The sequence below is a fragment of the Lysinibacillus sp. AR18-8 genome, from assembly GCF_001705465.1.
Lineage (GTDB): Bacteria > Bacillota > Bacilli > Bacillales_A > Planococcaceae > Lysinibacillus > Lysinibacillus capsici.
On sequence record NZ_MDGU01000014.1, the window covers coordinates 104,426 to 123,774 of the forward strand.

Below are 19,349 nucleotides of genomic sequence, written 5' to 3' on the forward strand. Positions count from 1 at the left end.
CAGTTAATGGAACTGATTCATGTGTAGTTGAAACCAATCAAAAGACGTTTACACACTGCAAATAGTGGGAATTAGATATTTATAATTAATTAACATTTCTACATGAAATGCCTTCACATTTTCATAATTTTTCTTGCGGAAAGTATTTCCTTTAGAAAATCATTTGGTATAATCAACATATACAAATCAGGGAGGTTTTTCAAATGGCTAATCATTATAAAAGCATTGTTGTTGCAGTAGACGGTTCAAAAGAAGCTGAATACGCGTTTCGTAAATCAATTGATGTTGCAAAACGAAACGAAGGTGCAGTGTTAAATCTAGTAAATGTAATCGATACTCGTTCATTTGCTGCTATCGAAGCATATGACCGTTCCATTGCAGAGCGTGCTCAAGCATTTTCTGAAGAACTATTAAATGGTTACAAAAAGCAAGCTGAAGATGAAGGTTTAACGAATGTTAATCTTATCATCGAGTATGGCTCTCCAAAAAATATCATAACAAAAGAGCTTTCTAACATCGTAGACGCAGATTTAATCATTTGTGGTGCAACTGGTCTAAATGCAGTAGAACGCTTCCTAATCGGTTCTGTATCTGAGGCTATTGTACGTTCAGCTAAATGTGACGTACTAGTTATCCGTACGCCTGAAAACTAATTTGTAATACATAAAAAGGTATCCTTGTATAGGATACCTTTTTACTTGCACTCAAGTGCAATTACTTGCCCTCTTTCCACATCTTCACTTTTTCAAAGAATAGCGCAAGTGCCTGCTTATTCTGCATATTTGGTACTTTAGCTAATAGGACTTCTTTAGGTGCTTTCAATTCCTTCGATTGTTTTTGTAAAATCACAATGCTCTTCTCTAATGATTTATTTGCAAACATCGAGTCAGGTAATTGAATAATCGCTTGAATCCACGCATGTTTTTGAATGTATTTGTGTAATTGCTTAGACTGCTCTGACTCAAACAGATGAGATGGTGCAAGGAAAAATAAATAGCCGCCATCCTTTGTATAATTCATTGATTGCTCGATGAACAAATGATGGGCATAACTCATCCCCTCCGCTGGACATAATTCATAATCGAGCGCCACTTCTTCATTTGGATAATAACCTACAGGTAGATCACAAACAACGGCATCCAATGGATTGACCAATAAATCTTCTAAGGCATCTTGACGGTATAAAGAAATAGGTTGTTCTGTTAAGTCAGCAGTTGCCGCAGCAAGACGAATAAGTAGCTCATCCACCTCTACACCTGTTGCTTCCACTTTTCCATCTAATAAATTCATAACCGTCAGTAATAAATTGCCTGTGCCTACTGCTGGGTCCATGATCGAGATCTTTTCATTTTCAAGACGCTCTGCAAAAATCTGCTCCACAAAGTAGCCCACTAATAGCCCTAACGTGTCAGGAGTCATTTGATGATTCGGCTGTGAGCCTTTGCGCATCCCTTTTAAAATAGCAATTTGAATAGCTTTACGAATATCCTCTTTTGTTGCATCTTTTTGAGAAAAATTAACTTCGCCATCAAGCCATGCCTCTAACCCATCTAATAATCCTTCTAGTAACGTTATATTGTGTTCTTTTTCGATTTTTTCGGCATGCTCATTTAGCAAACCAAATAACTTTTCGATATTTTCCATATCTAACTTCCTTTCACGCAGAAAAGAGCCGTGACAAACACTTGTCACAGCCCCTTTGTCTAGTATTATCTTAGCCTAAAAGCAGCTTATTATGCTAGTGCTTTGACAGCTGCAATGGCCGCTTCATAGTTTGGATGATCTGTAGCTTCAGGTACATATTCAACATATGTTACTTTATTGTTTGCATCCACAACGAATACTGCACGTGTCAGAAGACGTAATTCTTGAATGTATACGCCATATGCCTCACCAAATGAAAGGTCGCGGTGATCTGATACAGTTTGGACTGCATCTATACCTGCTGCACCACACCAACGCTTTTGAGCGAATGGAAGATCCACAGATACTGTATAAATGACTACATTATCACCTAAGTTCGCTGCTTCCTCATTGAATCGACGTGTTTGCGCATCACATACACCAGTATCTAATGATGGTACAACACTAAATAAACGAATTTTTCCTTCTGAATCATTTAATGTTACAGGTGATAGGTCATTCGCTAATACCGTAAAATCTGGAGCTTGATCGCCCACCTTTACTTCATTTCCTACTAGTGTCACTGGACCATTTTTAAATGTTACTTGTGCCATCTAAACGCCTCCTAATCATCATATGTACATAATATTACTAAATGAAGGGAATTAATTGCAACTATGATAGCTTACATACTTAGAAATAGATAAGACTGTCTCCTAATTTGAGACAGTCTTATGTTTATTGTTCATTTTTTTCCTCTAGCTTGGCTAAGTCTATTTTTTCTTCTTGCACAGTAATTTCTATATGTTCTTCTTGTTTTGGTAAAGTAGTCGGTGTTGAAGCCTTTTCAATAAAGATCTTTTCGTGCACCACTGTTGTATCGGCAAAATAATCATGTAAGCCTTGATTTTCTGGCAAAATCACTACCAAAATATACAGTGGCATAAAAATATTATTGATGATACGACCAATCCAATCACGGAATAACACATCTGACCAAGTTAGCTGATCGTGCTTTAATGAAATTACACGTAATCCGAACACCATTTTCCCTAGTGTTTGCCCAAAGAACTTGGTCATCAGCACAAAATAGCTATAGTAGAAAATTGCTGTAATAATAGAAATTGGCGCATACCAAACCGAATCAGATAAAGACCAATCCATTAAATAGAAGATAGGATTGACGAGTATTCCACCTACAGCAGAAATGATGAATCCATCTAATAAAAATGCCCAAAATCGTACCCAAAAACCAGCAGTTTTTAATGCATAGTTTTTTTCATGTGCTGATTCTCCTGAAGTGTTTATATAGAAGCCATTTTCCAATGAGGTGAACCTTGCATAACAATTTCATTGTTTGTCATTGTGCTCTCCCCCTTAGTATTCCCCATATAGATACATCATTTTCGGAGCGCTATAGTCCGTCATGATTTTCATTAGCATTTTTTCTTCGGCAGAGGGACCGAACATGGAGCCAATTTTCATACCTACGTATGATTGCCAGCCACCCATATCGTATGAATACTCAAATAAAGCCGCATCTTCAAGTCCATAATCCTCACGAAGAGCTGCAATGGCCGCTTCTTCATCACCAATTTCATCAATTAACCCTGCTTCAAGTGCTTTTGTACCGCCAAGAATACGACCATCTGCAACCTTCTTCACTTCTGCTTCAGACATATTACGTCCCTGCTCTACAATATCTACAAATTCTTCGTACGTTTCATTAATCATATCTTGCATCATTGCACGTTCCTCTGCTGTCACTTCACGCATTGGACTTAGCATATCTTTATGCTCTCCCGATTTAAACGTTTCAAATTTGACCCCTACTTTTTCAGCCAGCTCTTGATAGTTAATTGATTGCATGATGACACCAATAGAGCCTGTTATTGTATCACGATGGGCAAATATTTTATCTGCTGGTGCAGAAATATAATAACCACCTGAAGCTGCCATAGAATCCATTGATACATAAATTGGAATTTGTCGTTCTTCTTTTATTTTTAGTAGCTTTTTATAGATATCTGCAGATTCCTTTACACCACCACCTGGTGAATTAACGCTTAAAACAACCCCCTGTATGGACTCATCATATAAAATATTATCCAATTGTTCTAAGAAAAATTGATGATCATAGGCAACTGGTTGCCACAATGTACTTGAGCCGATATCTTGAATCGTTCCATCTACCTTTAAATAAGCAATTCGCTTATCAAAATTCTCCCCTTCAATGACATTTTCATATACATCTAAGCTATTACCTGCCATTAAGCTATCAAAATTACCTAGGAAATCTGCTTTAAATAGCGCAAAAATGGTATTAATTCCTAACGAAAATAGTAAAAGAACACCAGCCACTACTAAAGCAACCCACCTTTTTACATTCATGTCTTTCCGCCTCCTCAACACGTAATACGTATGACTTGCCAATTTGTTTCATCTTTTTGCAATAATTAAACACAAAAAGCTTTAAGCTATGTATTTCCTCATATTACCTTACCTAAAAAAAATAAAAAAATCAAAGTCCATACCTTTGATGAACTTTGATTTTCGACATTATTTCCCAGGAAATATTATAATTGGAGGTGTTTGATTTCTTGTTGTCGTAATTCGACACGTCTAATTTTCCCAGAAGATGTTTTTGGTAGTTCCTCTACAAATTCAATAGCACGTGGATATTTATAAGGAGCAGTCAATGATTTAACATGACTTTGGAGTGTTTGAATAAGCGCTCCATCACCTTTTTCACCATTGCGCAGAACAATAAATGCTTTGACAATATTTCCTCTTACTTTATCAGGGCTCGCTATAACAGCAGCCTCTTTTACAGTTGGATGTTTCATTAAAGCATCCTCTACTTCAAAAGGGCCAATTGTATAGCCTGAGGATATAATAACATCGTCTCCTCGTCCGTCAAACCAAAAGTAGCCATCTTCATCTTTATAAGCACGATCTCCTGTAATATACCAATCCCCACGAAATTGTAAATTTGTACGTTCAGGATCATTTAAATATTTTTTAAAGAGTGCTGGCGTTTCGCGATGAACAGCAATATCACCAACTTCTCCGATTGTAACAGGTTTGCCCAAATCATTAATAATTTCAACAGTGTTGCCAGGAGTAGGTTTTCCCATAGAGCCAACTCTCGCTTCCATCCCTACCATTGTGCCTACCAATAATGTATTTTCCGTTTGTCCATAGCCATCTCGCACTTGTAATTTGAATGTTTCCAAGAATACTCTAATAACCTCACTATTTAATGGCTCACCAGCTGATACAGCTTGGCGAATTGCACTTAAATCATATTCATGTAAATTTTCAAGCGCTGCCATAAAACGATATTCAGTTGGTGTACAGCATAGTACATTGATTTTGAATCTCTCAAGCAATGCTAAATAAGAAGCTGCTTCAAATTTACCTTTGTAGACAAATGCAGTAGCACCACTGCCTAAAGTAGCTAGAAATGGACTCCAAATCCATTTTTGCCACCCTGGTGCTGCAGTCGCCCAAACAATATCATTTTCTTGTACACCCAACCAATGTGGTGCTGTTGTTCGTAAATGAGCATAGCCCCAACTATGCGTATGCACTGCTGCTTTTGGATTTCCTGTTGTTCCGCTTGTATAGGCTAAAAATGCATTGTCTGTGCTTTTTGTTGGGATAGGATTTATGTAGGTTGTAGGTTGATTATTCATTTTTTCAAGTATGTTCTGCCAAGGTTCATGTGCATTCCCTATGACAAATTGCAGTATGTCTTGTAAATTTCCCACTTTATCGAACTGTTCAATATAGGGTTCAAATGCAATAACTGCTTTAGCATTTGCATGATGAATTCGATACTCAATATCCTTTGTTCTTAACATCTCAGAACTTGGAATAATAGTTAAACCCGCTTTCAATGCAGCAATATACACAATATATGCTTCAACCGAACGTGGTACCATTACTAAAATGACATCACCTTTCTTTAAACCTTGCTTGGTGAATACATGTGCTGCTTGATTCGCTTTTTCCAATAAATGTGCATATGTAATACATTGGATGTCTTGGTTTTCTTCATAAATGATTAAAGCATTTTTGGCTGCATCCTGAGCATATTTTTCAATTTCTTCTACTATGTTATACCATTCTGGTGCAACTAAATCTTGTCTTTTCATGGCAATTGCCCCCTTTTGTTATGACACATTATAAAACTCTTTTTTCAGCATTTTCAATGGTTTGTGCTTAATTTCGGTAAAGTCATGACAACTATCATACCCTCCTATATGGCATCGGTCACATTTTATCTATAGGAAAACTTGCTATTGAATACAAATGAAAAGTATGGTACATTTTGGTCAACTAAAAGCAAGATTGCAGGGGGACTCGTAAGAGTTGAGAAGGTAAAACCTGACCCTTTGAACCTGTTAGTTAATACTGACGTAGGGAGCAATAAACATCGTTTTCAGATGAAAGGCTCTTTTCGTGCATTTTTACACAAAAAGAGCCTTTTTTGCATGCTTACGTCCATCCCTAAAGGAGGACTACAATGATTTTTCAAACAATTCGTCAACAGCAACCACTTATCCATTGTATAACCAATTATGTAGTGGCAAATTTTCAAGCAAATGGTTTATTAGCGATAGGTGCTTCACCAGTAATGGCCGATGACTACCAAGAGGTAGAGGAGATGGTGGCCATTGCTCAAGCATTATTAATTAATATTGGAACACTTAATGATCGCACAAAAAGTGCCATGTTATTAGCAGGTGAAAAAGCCAATAAACTTGGTATTCCTGTTATTTTAGATCCTGTCGGAGTTGGAGCCACAACTTATCGTAAGGAAACCGTAAAATACTTACTGGAAAACATACACTTTGCCGTGATTCGCTGTAATCTCGGCGAGCTAGCAGCAATAGTTGGTGTAAATTGGCAACAAAAAGGTGTTGATAGTGGTCATGGCACTATCGCTATGGAATTAGAAGCCACATCATTGGCTCAACGCTATCAATGCATTGTTATTGTCACAGGAGAACGCGATTTTATAACTGATGGCAAGCATAGCCAATGGATCGCTGGTGGTCATCCACAAATGACGGAAGTAACGGGTACAGGTTGTTTACTTAGCGCAATTTGTGGCGCAGCCTATAGTGTAAGCCATAATCCTTACCAACAATTAACAGAAACACTTACTTACTATAAAAAAGCAGGTGTACTGGCATCCGCATTTACTGCAGACATTGGTGATTTTCAAATAGCCTTACTCAATGCTATACATCGCTTATCAAAGGATGGTGCAGCTTCATGCATATTGTAACAACAATCGCTGGCTCAGATAGTGGTGGTGGCGCGGGTATACAGGCTGATTTAAAAACATTTCAGGAATTAGAAGTGTTCGGTACTTCTGTTATTACTGCTCTAACTGCTCAAAATACTTTGGGTGTAACAGGTGTTTGCCCTATTGACGTTTCCTTTATAAAAAAACAATTAGAGGCCTTAGTAGAAGATTTTCCAATCGCTGCGATTAAAACAGGAATGCTTTATTCCTCAGAAATTATCAAAGCAATTGCACACAAGATCAGGGAGCTAAACATTCCGCTGATTGTTGATCCGGTGATGATTGCAAAAGGTGGGGAAAGCCTATTACAGCAAGAAGCTATCGATGCCTTACGCTCAACTTTATTACCACTTGCTACGGTTGTTACGCCCAATATACCCGAGGCAGAGACACTTACTGGGAGATCTATTCATCATTTTGAAGATATGAAAGAAGTAGCTCAAAGCTTGTTACAGCTAGGTGTACAATGTGTCATCATTAAAGGTGGTCATTTAGCAGATCCACTTTATGCCATTGATTATGTATTTTGCAAAAATGGACGTTCTTTTTCTTTGCAGTCTCCACGAATCCAAACAAAAAATACGCATGGTACTGGATGTACATTTTCCGCAGCACTTACTGCTTTTCTTGGACAAGGATTTGCTCTGGAAAATGCCATAATAGAAGCTAAAAAATTTATCCAATTAGCTATTATGTTTAATTTATCGATTGGAAATGGTCATGGACCCACTAATCATTTTGCTTATCAACAGTATAAGGAAGGCTGTGAGGTGATTATTCATGAAACGTGAGGATTTGGAGCTCTATTTTATTATGGGTACGAGCAATGTTCCTCCTCAAGAACAACCTATCTATATCCTAGAAAAAGCCTTGCAAGCAGGCATTACAATGTTTCAATTTCGTGAAAAAGGTCCTCACGCGTTAACTGGACTTGCGTATGAACAATTTGCACGCCAATGTCAAAAACTATGTCATCACTATCATGTGCCCTTTATCATTAATGACGATGTTGATCTAGCGATACGACTAGGGGCTGATGGTGTTCATATCGGACAAGATGATTTACCTGTAAGTGTAGCACGTAAAAGAATCGGGAATATGATTCTTGGTGTATCTGTCCATTGCGAGGAAGAATTGCAAATAGCTATTAACCATCAAGCTGATTATGTTGGTATCGGTCCAATCTTTCCAACATCCTCTAAAAGTGATGCACAACCACCATGTGGTACATCTTTTTTACAGGAGGCACATTCATTACATCCTGAATTACCAATTGTAGCAATTGGTGGAATAAATTTCACAAATGCACATTCTGTATTTCAAACGGGGGTTGATGGTGTTGCTGTTATTTCAGCTATTTGTCAAAGCAAAGATGTTGATCATACAGTAGCTACATTTAGATCCTTATCTCGTATAAATAAATGATCAATAAACAAACTAAAACCAGTGCCTTTTACGGTCACTGGTTTTAAGTTTATAAATGCTTAATCAGCATTTATTGATTGTTGTTTGGCATACCTTTTAATTGAGATTCTGCCATTTGTACAAGACGTTTAGTGATTTCACCACCAACGGAACCGTTGGCACGAGCTGAAGCTTCAGCTCCTAATTGAACACCAAATTCTTGTGCAATTTCGTATTTCATTTGATCTAGTGCTTGTTGTACACCAGGTACTGCAAGCTGGTTTGAACTACGGTTGTTGTTTGAAGCCATGTTTCTCACCTCCTTGTGAATATAGAATGTGCGATATTAGATTTTTAATACAAAAAATTTAGAGGTAAATTGTACCTCTATTGGAATAACAATATCCATACAAAAAAGCCGTCTCAAAATGGGCTTTGAGACAGCTTTTGAATCCTTATAGTAGATCTGCAAATTTATCTTGTTGTTCTTCTTTCTTAGGGAAAATATAGACCTCGCGATTCTTCACTGCTCGCTCGATCAATTCATCAAAGTCAGAGAAGCTTTCATAATGCTCAACCTTTTCAAGCTTCGGTTTTGTTTTTGGACTTGCTGGTGTAAAAATCGTGCAGCAATCTTCAAATGGCTGAATAGATGTTTCGTATGTGCCGATTTTTTCTGCAATATCAATAATTTCTAATTTATCTGTTGAAATCAGCGGACGAAGGATAGGTGTATTTGTTACTGCGTTTATTGCTGTTAAACTTTCAAGCGTTTGACTCGCCACTTGTCCAAGACTTTCGCCCGTTACAATAGCAAGTGCACCAATTTCCTCACGCACCTGATCAGCAACCTTCAACATCATTCGGCGTGTTGTCGTCATCGATACATTAGAAGGTACTTTTTCTTTAATAAGAACTTGTATTTCAGTAAAAGGAATGACATGCAAACGAATACTAGCACCAAATTTTGTTAATTCATTGGCAAGCACTTTAACTTTTTCCAATGAATTTTGGCTTGTATAAGGTGGACTAAAGAAGTGAATTGCCTCTAATCGCACACCACGCTTCATCATTAAATAACCCGCGACAGGGCTATCAATACCGCCAGATAGCATTAATAAAGACTTGCCATTTGATCCTACAGGCATTCCACCTGCACCAGGAATGACTTGTGCCATCATATAAGTTGCATCATGGCGAACTTCTACACGTAGCTCAATATCAGGCTGCTTCACTTTAACAGATAAATTTTGAAATTGTGGTAAAACATAGCCACCGATCTCACGTTGGATGGCATGAGATTCTAAAGGAAATGTTTTATCAGTACGTTTTACCTCTACTTTAAATGTATGTGGCTCATCTTTAAATGTCTCCATAATAGTGATAGCGAGCTTTTTCATACTGTCCATATCTTTTTCGCATGCAGCGACAGGGCTAAATGATTGAATACCAAAAATTTTAGGTAAACCTGTAATTAGCATTTGCATTTGTGCTTCGTCTTCTATGGCAATAAACATACGGTCACGTTCTGTGCGAATATGCAGTTGTCCTAAATCTGCAAAGGCATGACGAATATTTTCACGTAAACGGCGGATAAAATCCATTTTGTTGCGACCTTTTGTAGAAAGCTCACCATATCTAATTAAAATTTCTTTCCAAATCATTTACTTATTTTCTCCTTTGAGTTCCAACATTACTTCTGCTAGTACTTGTTTAAAGTTTTCTATATCTTCTATTGTGTTATGTGCGCCAAAGCTAAGGCGAATCACGCCTTTTTTATAATGCTCATCAAGGTGAAGCGCCTCGACGACATGACTTGTTTTCGTTTGCTTGGAAGAACATGCACTTGATGTCGACACAATGACACCACGTTTTTGCATAGCATTAATAATGACTTCCCCTTTTAAATCACGAACACTAAATGACACAATATGCGCAGCTCCCTGTGGGGTTGATAAAACATGGACTGCTTCGCCATAACTTTCTAGCTGAGTTCGGATTTCATCGTGCCATTGACGGTATTTATTTGTGCGTTCGTTCATTGTTTCAACAGCAAGTCGAGCCGCTTTCGCTAAAGCAACAGCTTGCGGAACTGCTACAGTACCACTACGCATACCAAATTCCTGACCTCCACCAAGAGCAAAGGGCTGCCATCTTATGGGTTTACGGAATGCTAACACTCCTGAGCCTTTAAAGCCATGAATTTTATGACCAGAGATAGAAATACAGTCAGGTCCTTCTTCTTTAAAGGATATTGCTAATTTCCCAAAGCTTTGCACAGCATCAACATGAAAGGCAGCACGACTCATTTCATGAATCATTTTTGCTGCTTCCTTAATAGGCTGAATTGCACCCATTTCATTATTCACATGCATGATGCTAACTAAAATTGTTTCTTTTCGTATTTTAGTACGAAGCTCATCTAGAGAAATCACCCCTCTTCGATCGACACGAAGATATTCAACATCATAGCCCTCTTTTTCAAGTTGTTTCATTGTTTCTAGCACTGATGGATGTTCAATTTCAGTCGTTAAAATATGCTTTCCTATATGCGTATTACTACGTGCTATTCCAAAAATAGCTGCATTATTTGATTCTGTACCACCTGAAGTAAATAGCACATTTTTTGCCTCTGTCTGCAAAATATCTGCTACTTGCTCACGCGCACGTATTAATAAATCATTTGCTTCAACACCCATAGCATGGATGGAAGCAGGGTTGGCATAATACTGCTCATTTACAACCATAAAAGCCTGCATAACCTCTTTTAAAGGCTTAGTTGTTGCACTATTATCCAAATAAATTGTATTAACCATAACTTTTCACACACTTTCAAAACGTTGATTTAACGGTATTTATCATAACGCAATCTTTGGCGATTGACCACTAACTTTAACAATTATTTAAATTTTAATTGATATCCTACATTTTTTTCACCATCGTGACAAACTCTGTTGGTGTTCTAAATTCAATTGCTTTAACAAAACCAAATTTTTCATAAAGATGGATTGCTCTCTTATTAAATAGTGCAACTGTTAAACGTAATGGCAGCTGATATTCTTCTTGAACTGTTTGAACAATAAACGAAAAAAATGCCGTTCCTAATCCTTGACCCGTTAGATTTGGCTTCAACCCAATTCCAATATCTATACAGTTTTCTTCATACGCCCCAAAACCTTGCCCTTTTGGCACTTGGGCTGCTTTACCTGTACAATAATAGCCAATTAGTTCACTATGATTATTAAAGATCGCAAAGTAAGGATTATCAAGCATTTCTTGTACATTTTCACCCGATAATTCATTATTGTAAAAATCGTAAGGTGCTACATATTGCCATTGTAAAATTTCACTTGCGAAATGTTCATTCATTTCTTTGATGGACAATTTCATACTGAATCACATCCTAATCTAAGCATAAATAGAAAGCTGTCTAAAAAGTAATCGCTATACTTTTTAGACAGCTCAAAATGTTATTTGAATTATTTTGCTATGAATTCTTCGGCAACCATTTCTTGAATACGCTTTAAGGCACCTGGCTCCATTTCTTCCACTGCTGTACCGGCTTCTTCTAAAGCCTTTGCATAACGGAATTGATGGAAAGCCTCTTCTGCTTCTCTTAAACGTCCGTTCAATTTTGGGTTCGATGCGCGATGGCGATTACCGTACTGAATAATACGCTCAATGAGCATCACATTTTCTATTAACTCATGTGCCTTTACTTTAACATCCTCTACACAGAGTGTTGCTGCATTTAGATTATTATGAACAGTACCCATATTAAGTGGTACTTCTTGCAAGCTTTGCATGACAACATAGATGTGCTCTGCTGCCTCATCAAGCCGTGCATCCATCTCCTCAGGAATTCCTGGAATATTTGCCTTGTTCAATAAACGATCAGTATCCTGTAATATTTTCTTTAAGTTTTCGACTTGAGCGCGTGCCTTATTTTCATCTATTCGAAGTTTCTTCATTGTATTCGATAGATGACCTTGTTCTTCGTGAATTCGTTCAAGCTCTTCACTAATTTCGATTAACTCTTCCTGTAAGCTAGAATAAGCTGATTTTTCTTCCCTAACTCGCATAGCTAATAGATCATAGCGACGTTGCAGTGCTTCCAATTGTTTTAAAGCGGCTTTTGGAATTTCGGCATCTTTTTCATTTAAATGATAACTTTGCTGTACATACGTTGCCTCGTCATTCACTAATTTTGTTGAAGAAATGACATTGGTAATAGAACTTAATAAACGATCACAATTTTGATCTACATAATTTTTAGCAATAACCTCTTTTTCAAGTAAATCATAAAAATGGTCGATTTCTTCATTTATTTCTGTCACACGCGGTTTAACAACTTTTAAATTCAGCTCTGCAAGTTCGAGTTTTAATGCCTCGAATTCTTTTTCATATTTATTAAGTGCATCTGTCAATTCTAAATGCTGTAAATAGTAAGATTGGTCTTCCATTTCACGCTGACCATTACGCAATTCCTGAACCGCACCTGGTAGCTTCACTTGAATTTCCGTTAAGATGGTTGGAACATCATTAATATATTCGAATGTCTGCTGCGATTCTTGATTTAAGCTAATGACAATTTCTCGCGCTTGCAAATAATTACCTTCATTCGTTAGGACATCGAACTCTTCAAATTTTTGAACAAATGTCTCTAGCTTCTTCTCTAATGCAGGTAATGCTACACCGAATGAATGCTGATGAGCCAGCAATGTCTTTCTTGCAGAGCGATAGTATTCTTTTAATTGTTCGATTTCAATTCGATTTTTTTCTTCGCTGCCAATTAATTCATTCAGTTCTTCTAAAATTTTATTTTTATCTTGGTCGCATTTCTCAATGTAATCTTCAATTTCACGTTCTATTAAAGTTGCCCTTTTAAAACGAAGTCGATTAATTTGATCCTCAGCATCAAATAGAAGAGAATCGATTTTAGTCATATGTACGTCGATGACTTCATCCCAAGTATTGCGCCATCGTTCAAACATTTCTTCCGTTTCACCGTTCATGTTTAAAGATTTTACTTTTGAAATTTCTTCATTTATAGGATTATGTTGTATTTGTAATTTTTCATTTTCTAGTTTTGCAATAATTGCAACATGTTTTCTTCGCATCATAAATCCTACTATGGCTAAAATTAATAGTAGGATAATCGGAATGATGATATACTCCATCGTAAGCCTCCTATTCTACAATAAACGAATTGGCTAGTTGTATTTATTATATACTATGTTTTCGCCTTTTGTACTAAAATTTAAGTGTTTTTCAGAAAACTGTATTTTCGCTATTGTGAAATATTTAAATAGCGTATCTATAGAGCTAAAGGAGTGTTAAATTATGAAACGTGATGGGCATATACATAGTCCTTTTTGTCCACATGGCACTACGGACTCATTCAAGCAATATATTGAAAAAGCAATTTCTCAACATTTCACAGATATAACATTTACAGAACACGCCCCATTGCCCAAAAGTTTTGTCGATCCAACCCCGCAACAAGATAGTGGCATGAATCCTGATGATCTCATGTCTTACATTGAAGAATTGCAACATCTACAACAACAGTATGCACAAGATATTCGTATCCGCATCGGACTAGAAGTTGACTACATCCAAGGCTACGAACAAGAAACTCGTCAATTCCTTGATACCTATGGACATCTTTTAGATGACGCTATTTTATCAGTCCATTTTTTAAAATGGCAAGATACCTTTGTATGTATCGACTTTTCTTCTGAATGCTTTATTGATTTTTCAAAAAAAGTTGGCTCTGTTGAACTGGTATATGATTTATATTATGATACTGTCCTACAATCGATTAGAGCAGATCTTGGACCATACAAACCAAAACGGATTGGACATCCATCACTTATTCATAAATTCCAACTAGCGCACAACGAAAAAATCAATGACACCCCACGTATCAAAGAAGTATTAGACAGCATGAAATTCGCGGGCTATGAATTAGATTTAAATAGTGCAGGTTTAAGTAAACAATATTGTCAGGAGCCTTATCCACCATTTGCCCTTATCAATTATAGTCAAACTATTAAACTACCATATGTATTTGGTTCAGATGCACATTGCGCAGAAGATTTACATCAACACTATAATGTTATATTACCAATTTAAATAACTTTTAAACGAGGTGCTTAGTATGTTTACACAAATTAATTACGAAGGATCAATTGCTGACCAGTATCTGACATTATCAAAACAATTAGATGCACTATTAGCTGGCGAAACCAATCAAATCGCCAATTTAAGTAATGCCTCTGCTCTGTTAAATCAATTTTTAACGAACATTAACTGGGTTGGTTTTTATCTCTTGCAGGATAATGAGCTTGTGTTAGGACCATTCCAGGGTCTTCCTGCCTGTGTTAGAATTCCTATTGGGCGTGGTGTTTGTGGTACAGCTGTGGCAACAAGAGAAACAGTTGTTGTAAAAGATGTACATGATTTTCCAGGGCATATTGCCTGTGATGCTGCATCGCAGTCTGAAATTGTTATACCGCTAATGAAGCAAGGTGAAATTATTGGTGTGTTAGATATCGATAGTCCTATCGTGAATCGCTTTTCAGAGGAAGATCGTAATGGCCTAGAGGAATTTGTTAAAACACTCCTTAACCATTTATAATACAATATTAAAAATTGCCCTGAAATGTTTTATATTGTCATTTCAGGGCGATTTATTTAAACAACCATTTACGTTTTGCTTTATAATCCTATGAATTCGTTTGGAACGATCCATTGTGAGTACAAAAGCGATTTTTCCCACTGTTTTTCGCCTCATACAAGGCTGTATCTGCATGTAAAAACACAGATTGGAATGCTGGTCGATCTCGCTCATCCCATGTTATAAGACCCGCAGAAATGGTTACTTGTGGATCTGTGGTACTTGGGATGACTTCCACAATGGTTGATGCTAATTCTAAAGCTTCTTTTTCATCGATGTTAGGGACATAGACAGACATTTCTTCTCCACCCCATCTTGCACAAATCCCACGACTTCCAATAGTCTCTTTTAATTGAACCGCAATCTGAACAAGAATCTTATCTCCAACTTGGTGACCATACGTATCATTAATGCGTTTAAAATTATCAATATCAATTAACAAAAACATACCAGATTGATCATATTCAAGTGATTTTTCTACAAACTGATCGAGGTAACTACGAGCATACAGTTTCGTTAAATGATCCAAATCGACCATTTCCTGAAGCTGTGTTCGTAAAATTGAGTTTGCAATGGCTAATGATGAATGGTGAATTAAAGATTGCATTAATTTGAAACTATCGAATGAAAAGAAATATGGCTCTTTATGTAAGACAATACTAAAACCATTAATCTTTTCCTCCATAAGTATAGGAATCGCCATAATAGAGCGATACTCAATTTGATTAGGAGTTAGACGGCTGAAATCGGCAACAAATAGTGGATCATTCGTTTGAGCAAAGTGCTGTTCAACATGTTTTATATAACTTTGACCGTTTTCTGAATGGAACAGGGAGGTACTTGCACCTGTTATTTCAAATGTATCGTGTTTTTTAAATGCGAAACATACTTCCATTGGCTGAAAGGATTTCAGTAACTGCTTTTGTAGGAAAAGTAACATTTCATGAATGTCAATTCGCATATTTAAACGATGCGAAGTTTCATTGATGAGTTGTAAATCACTTACGAGGCGATGCGATTGATGATATAACTTTGCATTTTCAAGAGCATTTCCTGAAGCTTGTGCCAGCATCCGTACAAAATCTTTTTCGGTTGTTGAAAAAAGATAAGTGGTGGGTGCACTTACTTGCAAGATGCCATAAATAGCTTGCCTACCCTTAATCGGTGCATTTAACAACCGACAATTTAAATCGCTCGCTAGCTCTGTCGTCAACTCTCCTGATACAAAGGCTTCAATTGTAGCAGGTCTTTCTGATAAATAATCAAAAAGCTTAATATCGATGGTCGTGTGTCGATCTTGATCATTCGATAAAATAAGCTCCACATTAAACTCAGGAAAATTATCCCGTATATTTTTTAATACATTTTCTAAAATTAAATCAATATCCATTGTTGAATGAAATAAGTCAGTCATGTTATATAGTTTTCTATATTGGTCTTCATTTATTTTGACATCTAAATTGTCTCTAATCATTTGAAGAACCTTTGAAAGTGTTTCTATACACTCTTCACCATACTCCGAGGTCATAAAGTCTGTCCAAGACTCTGTTGCCTCCACAAGTAATATACCAATGGGATTTTTGCCCTCTGCTTGGAAAAGCACCATATCTGTCATCATTGAATAGGCCTGTCTTGCTTTCAATATATAAGGAATTTTCACTACTTTTTGTTGATAAAAACTAGCTTCGATCATCAGCCATGACACAGCATTTAGCTTTGTTTCAATTGTTAATGAAGCCATCTCTTCGATTGGGATTAAGGAATTACCTTCAAAACTAAGAAAAGCAGCATTATCAATTTTCAAGCGCTTCTTTAGAAACTGTTTCAATGAACAAAAATACCCATTAAAACTAGTTTGTTCTTCATAAGAACTCACCCAAAAGCTCAAAACATCAGATTTTATATATTTTAGCGTTTGTAAATGGTCTGTCATGAAATCACCTTTTCTATATAACGTCCAAATCAATTACTATTAACTTATAATATATTATACATAATTTGTGTCATTTTGACTATGTAATTATCCCTTACTTTTACAATTTACATAACACAGCGTATCATTAACTATTCCCATATTATTTTAAATAGGTAGTGAGGAATTTCCTACTATGTTCTTTTATATTTTTTTACTAGCTAATAATTGACGTCCTTGTCCAAAGCAGTTACAATGGAGGTTGTGTAAAATAAACGCAGCAGTGGTATAAGCTTATGATTGTATTTTATTCCTCTATTTTCTGATGTACAACTACTTAGATGATCAGCAATGAAAATTAGATGGTGTATTGTGTAACCTAACGGCTGCATAGGCGAAAGTACATGAAAATAAAATGCGTGTAAGAATGGGTACTACTGGTTTTTGTTTTACAACAAAAAAACCAAATTTAAAGGAGGAGACAACAATATGTCTCGTTATACAGGTCCATCTTGGAAATTATCACGTCGTCTTGGTATCTCACTAAGCGGTACAGGTAAAGAAATCGAAAAACGTCCTTACGCACCAGGACAACACGGTCCAAACCAACGTAAAAAATTATCAGAATACGGTTTACAACTTCAAGAAAAACAAAAACTTCGTCATATGTATGGTATGAACGAACGTCAATTCCGTACTCTATTTAACCGCGCTGGTAAAATGAAAGGTGTTCACGGTGAAAACTTCATGATCCTTCTTGAAACTCGCCTTGACAACTTAGTTTACCGTTTAGGTTTAGCTCGTACTCGTCGTGGAGCTCGTCAATTAGTTAACCACGGTCACATCTTAGTAGATGGCAAACGCGTTGATATCCCATCATACAGCGTAAAACCAGGTCAAACGATTTCTCTTCGTGAAAAATCTCAAAACCTTGCTGTAGTAGTAGAAGCAATCGAAGTAAACAACTTCGTACCTGACTACTTAACATTCGATGCTGACAAAAAAGAAGGTACATTCACTCGCCTTCCAGAGCGTTCTGAATTATCAGCTGAAATCAACGAAGCATTCATCGTAGAGTTCTACTCTCGTTAATCAATTGATGCTAATAAAAGCCCTGAAATCCCTTGTATACCAAGGCTTCAGGGCTTTTTTTCTATGAACAATCAATTAGAACCTACGTTTTTTCCGCTTTTAATCATTAGCGCAAAAACTAATCCAGTACCGAGTATTGTAGCAAGTAGGAGGAAGGCTACAGTAAAGCTACCAAATTGTATGAAATAAGCAGATATGAACGGTGCAACACTTGTTCCAGCAAATAAAATTACTGTGTACATAGAAACTGCAATCCCTCCCATATTCCAACCTAACTGACTAACAAGCGTTACTAATGAAGGAACAGCAAGGGCAATCCCACCAACAAATAAAATACTACTGATGGTTAAACCAGCTATAGTTGAAATAAAGCTCATCGCGGTCAGTGCAATAATCGCGAGAGTTAAGGCCATTTTCAGTACAAACAGCACATTAAAACGCTTTGCTATTTTCCCCGCAAATGGTGACATAACCATCCCCACTACCCCAAAGATACGAATGTAGATAAGGTTCTGACTTTTCATACCAAAGAAATCACTCGTTAAATAAGCCCCTAAAATAATGTACATACTGACAAATGACATTAATAATGCAAACGCAATGATATAACTAAAGATCAAATTTCTATTGGTGAAAATAATACCAATTCTCTTCAGAGGAGCACATATATTTTTAGTTTCATTCTGAATTATTCCCTTCGGTAAGATCCACACGACTAACAAAGCAGTCATAACATACACTACAGCAAGTACATAAAAGATGACATGCCAATGACTATGGTCGCTTACATATCCACTAAACACCTGACCAACTATACCCGCTACAAGAAATCCCGTACTGATAAAACCTACTGCCCCAACTTTTCGATCATTTGGAAAAACCTCAAGAGTATAGGCAAGTGCTACTGGTGAAAATGTTGCTGCCGCAAGCCCCTGTAATCCTCTCAATAGAAGGATAAAAGAAAAGTCATTAACTAAACCTAGAAGTAACGTTATTACGCTTAATGAAAAAAGCCCAAATACAATGATATTTTTACGACCATATTTTTCTGATATCGCACCATAGAAAAAACACCCTAGTGCAAATCCAAGTGAAAAAACACTAGATGTAAAACCCGCTTTAGTCAATGAAATATGAAAATAATCACTGAATACACTAATCAGAGGTATTGTTAAATAGAGACTCGACATCACTACCATACCTGTCCAGGATAAAATAGTTGTCATTAAAGCATAATTTGCTCGATTTCCTGAAATTACAATGTTCATTTAAATACATCACCTTTTTAGTTCGATTAACTTATAGTTAGATAATCT

General features: G+C 36.6%; 19 protein-coding genes and 1 riboswitch. Of the genes, 7 read left to right on the plus strand and 12 right to left on the minus strand.

Annotated elements, in window-relative coordinates:
• Positions 1 to 203: 203 nt before the first annotated feature.
• On the plus strand, positions 204 to 653 hold the full coding sequence (locus BFM98_RS12560) for a universal stress protein (RefSeq protein ID WP_004226191.1): 450 nt from the start codon (positions 204 to 206) through the stop codon (positions 651 to 653).
• 61 nt (positions 654 to 714) lie between these two features.
• Here the strand turns inward: BFM98_RS12560 and BFM98_RS12565 are convergent, their stop codons facing one another.
• From BFM98_RS12565 to mbcS, 5 genes are all read right to left on the minus strand, one after another.
• Positions 715 to 1,644 (minus strand): class I SAM-dependent methyltransferase, encoded by a 930-nt coding sequence (locus BFM98_RS12565; protein WP_066037554.1) that lies wholly within the window; start codon positions 1,642 to 1,644, stop codon positions 715 to 717.
• A gap of 89 nt (positions 1,645 to 1,733) precedes the next feature.
• On the minus strand, positions 1,734 to 2,237 hold the full coding sequence (gene tpx, locus BFM98_RS12570) for a thiol peroxidase (RefSeq protein ID WP_004226187.1): 504 nt from the start codon (positions 2,235 to 2,237) through the stop codon (positions 1,734 to 1,736).
• Positions 2,238 to 2,361: 124 nt separating this feature from the next.
• A complete protein-coding gene (locus BFM98_RS12575; protein WP_254660035.1) occupies positions 2,362 to 2,949 on the minus strand; it encodes an RDD family protein in 588 nt (195 codons plus the stop codon).
• A gap of 51 nt (positions 2,950 to 3,000) precedes the next feature.
• On the minus strand, positions 3,001 to 4,014 hold the full coding sequence (sppA, locus tag BFM98_RS12580) for a signal peptide peptidase SppA (RefSeq protein ID WP_048393549.1): 1,014 nt from the start codon (positions 4,012 to 4,014) through the stop codon (positions 3,001 to 3,003).
• Positions 4,015 to 4,199: 185 nt separating this feature from the next.
• Positions 4,200 to 5,783, minus strand: coding sequence for an acyl-CoA synthetase MbcS (gene mbcS / locus BFM98_RS12585; RefSeq protein WP_048393547.1), 1,584 nt, complete (start codon positions 5,781 to 5,783; stop codon positions 4,200 to 4,202).
• Positions 5,784 to 5,973: 190 nt separating this feature from the next.
• Positions 5,974 to 6,071, plus strand: a riboswitch (TPP riboswitch).
• An 83-nt stretch (positions 6,072 to 6,154) separates the two neighbouring features.
• On the opposite strand from mbcS, the gene thiM reads away from it, so the two are divergent.
• Genes thiM through thiE form a run of 3 tightly spaced genes read left to right on the plus strand, consistent with a single transcriptional unit; the run spans position 6,155 to position 8,368 of the window.
• On the plus strand, positions 6,155 to 6,922 hold the full coding sequence (gene thiM / locus BFM98_RS12590) for a hydroxyethylthiazole kinase (RefSeq protein ID WP_066037555.1): 768 nt from the start codon (positions 6,155 to 6,157) through the stop codon (positions 6,920 to 6,922).
• A complete protein-coding gene (thiD, locus tag BFM98_RS12595) occupies positions 6,910 to 7,734 on the plus strand; it encodes a bifunctional hydroxymethylpyrimidine kinase/phosphomethylpyrimidine kinase (RefSeq protein WP_066037556.1) in 825 nt (274 codons plus the stop codon). The genes thiM and thiD overlap by 13 nt, the downstream gene beginning before the upstream one ends.
• Entirely contained in the window at positions 7,724 to 8,368 is a 645-nt protein-coding gene (gene thiE, locus BFM98_RS12600; RefSeq protein ID WP_048393540.1) for a thiamine phosphate synthase, read from the plus strand. Before thiD ends, thiE begins: the two co-directional genes overlap by 11 nt.
• 70 nt (positions 8,369 to 8,438) lie before the next feature.
• Here thiE and BFM98_RS12605 read toward each other — a convergent pair whose 3' ends face one another.
• The 5 genes from BFM98_RS12605 to ezrA all read right to left on the minus strand — a co-directional run bounded on the left by BFM98_RS12605 (position 8,439) and on the right by ezrA (position 13,527).
• Positions 8,439 to 8,657 carry an alpha/beta-type small acid-soluble spore protein gene (locus BFM98_RS12605; protein ID WP_004226165.1) on the minus strand — a complete coding sequence of 73 codons (219 nt, stop codon included), beginning with the start codon at positions 8,655 to 8,657 and terminating at the stop codon, positions 8,439 to 8,441.
• 145 nt (positions 8,658 to 8,802) lie between these two features.
• Positions 8,803 to 10,011, minus strand: a complete 1,209-nt coding sequence (gene thiI / locus BFM98_RS12610; protein ID WP_048393538.1) for a tRNA uracil 4-sulfurtransferase ThiI — start codon at positions 10,009 to 10,011, stop codon at positions 8,803 to 8,805.
• Positions 10,012 to 11,163, minus strand: a complete 1,152-nt coding sequence (locus BFM98_RS12615; RefSeq protein WP_066037557.1) for a cysteine desulfurase family protein — start codon at positions 11,161 to 11,163, stop codon at positions 10,012 to 10,014.
• A gap of 106 nt (positions 11,164 to 11,269) precedes the next feature.
• A complete protein-coding gene (locus tag BFM98_RS12620) occupies positions 11,270 to 11,737 on the minus strand; it encodes a GNAT family N-acetyltransferase (RefSeq protein WP_066037558.1) in 468 nt (155 codons plus the stop codon).
• A gap of 89 nt (positions 11,738 to 11,826) precedes the next feature.
• The gene (ezrA, locus tag BFM98_RS12625) at positions 11,827 to 13,527 is read right to left on the minus strand and encodes a septation ring formation regulator EzrA (protein WP_054549944.1); all 1,701 of its coding nucleotides are present in this window, start codon (positions 13,525 to 13,527) and stop codon (positions 11,827 to 11,829) included.
• 163 nt (positions 13,528 to 13,690) lie between these two features.
• Between ezrA and hisJ the strand changes: the two genes are divergently transcribed.
• Entirely contained in the window at positions 13,691 to 14,485 is a 795-nt protein-coding gene (gene hisJ / locus BFM98_RS12630; protein ID WP_066037559.1) for a histidinol-phosphatase HisJ, read from the plus strand.
• A 25-nt stretch (positions 14,486 to 14,510) separates the two neighbouring features.
• Positions 14,511 to 14,990: a GAF domain-containing protein gene (locus BFM98_RS12635; protein ID WP_066037560.1), complete on the plus strand. Its 480-nt coding sequence runs from the start codon at positions 14,511 to 14,513 to the stop codon at positions 14,988 to 14,990.
• Positions 14,991 to 15,078: 88 nt separating this feature from the next.
• Here the strand turns inward: BFM98_RS12635 and BFM98_RS12640 are convergent, their stop codons facing one another.
• Positions 15,079 to 16,857: a sensor domain-containing diguanylate cyclase gene (locus BFM98_RS12640; RefSeq protein WP_231595662.1), complete on the minus strand. Its 1,779-nt coding sequence runs from the start codon at positions 16,855 to 16,857 to the stop codon at positions 15,079 to 15,081.
• A 573-nt stretch (positions 16,858 to 17,430) separates the two neighbouring features.
• Between BFM98_RS12640 and rpsD the strand changes: the two genes are divergently transcribed.
• Entirely contained in the window at positions 17,431 to 18,033 is a 603-nt protein-coding gene (rpsD, locus tag BFM98_RS12645) for a 30S ribosomal protein S4 (RefSeq protein ID WP_016991579.1), read from the plus strand.
• A 71-nt stretch (positions 18,034 to 18,104) separates the two neighbouring features.
• Here the strand turns inward: rpsD and BFM98_RS12650 are convergent, their stop codons facing one another.
• Complete coding sequence (locus tag BFM98_RS12650) at positions 18,105 to 19,301, minus strand: MFS transporter (protein WP_066037561.1); 1,197 nt, start codon at positions 19,299 to 19,301, stop codon at positions 18,105 to 18,107.
• Positions 19,302 to 19,349 lie beyond the last annotated feature (48 nt).

Bases quoted from the DNA above. Each gene is read 5' to 3' on its own strand.
- BFM98_RS12560 (WP_004226191.1), top strand. From the start codon at position 204: ATGGCTAATCATTATAAAAGCATTGTTGTTGCAGTAGACGGTTCAAAA.
- BFM98_RS12565 (WP_066037554.1), bottom strand. From the start codon at position 1,644: ATGGAAAATATCGAAAAGTTATTTGGTTTGCTAAATGAGCATGCCGAA.
- tpx (WP_004226187.1), bottom strand. From the start codon at position 2,237: ATGGCACAAGTAACATTTAAAAATGGTCCAGTGACACTAGTAGGAAAT.
- sppA (WP_048393549.1), bottom strand. From the start codon at position 4,014: ATGAATGTAAAAAGGTGGGTTGCTTTAGTAGTGGCTGGTGTTCTTTTA.
- mbcS (WP_048393547.1), bottom strand. From the start codon at position 5,783: ATGAAAAGACAAGATTTAGTTGCACCAGAATGGTATAACATAGTAGAA.
- thiM (WP_066037555.1), top strand. From the start codon at position 6,155: ATGATTTTTCAAACAATTCGTCAACAGCAACCACTTATCCATTGTATA.
- thiD (WP_066037556.1), top strand. From the start codon at position 6,910: ATGCATATTGTAACAACAATCGCTGGCTCAGATAGTGGTGGTGGCGCG.
- thiE (WP_048393540.1), top strand. From the start codon at position 7,724: ATGAAACGTGAGGATTTGGAGCTCTATTTTATTATGGGTACGAGCAAT.
- BFM98_RS12605 (WP_004226165.1), bottom strand. From the start codon at position 8,657: ATGGCTTCAAACAACAACCGTAGTTCAAACCAGCTTGCAGTACCTGGT.
- thiI (WP_048393538.1), bottom strand. From the start codon at position 10,011: ATGATTTGGAAAGAAATTTTAATTAGATATGGTGAGCTTTCTACAAAA.
- BFM98_RS12615 (WP_066037557.1), bottom strand. From the start codon at position 11,163: ATGGTTAATACAATTTATTTGGATAATAGTGCAACAACTAAGCCTTTA.
- BFM98_RS12620 (WP_066037558.1), bottom strand. From the start codon at position 11,737: ATGAAATTGTCCATCAAAGAAATGAATGAACATTTCGCAAGTGAAATT.
- ezrA (WP_054549944.1), bottom strand. From the start codon at position 13,527: ATGGAGTATATCATCATTCCGATTATCCTACTATTAATTTTAGCCATA.
- hisJ (WP_066037559.1), top strand. From the start codon at position 13,691: ATGAAACGTGATGGGCATATACATAGTCCTTTTTGTCCACATGGCACT.
- BFM98_RS12635 (WP_066037560.1), top strand. From the start codon at position 14,511: ATGTTTACACAAATTAATTACGAAGGATCAATTGCTGACCAGTATCTG.
- rpsD (WP_016991579.1), top strand. From the start codon at position 17,431: ATGTCTCGTTATACAGGTCCATCTTGGAAATTATCACGTCGTCTTGGT.
- BFM98_RS12650 (WP_066037561.1), bottom strand. From the start codon at position 19,301: ATGAACATTGTAATTTCAGGAAATCGAGCAAATTATGCTTTAATGACA.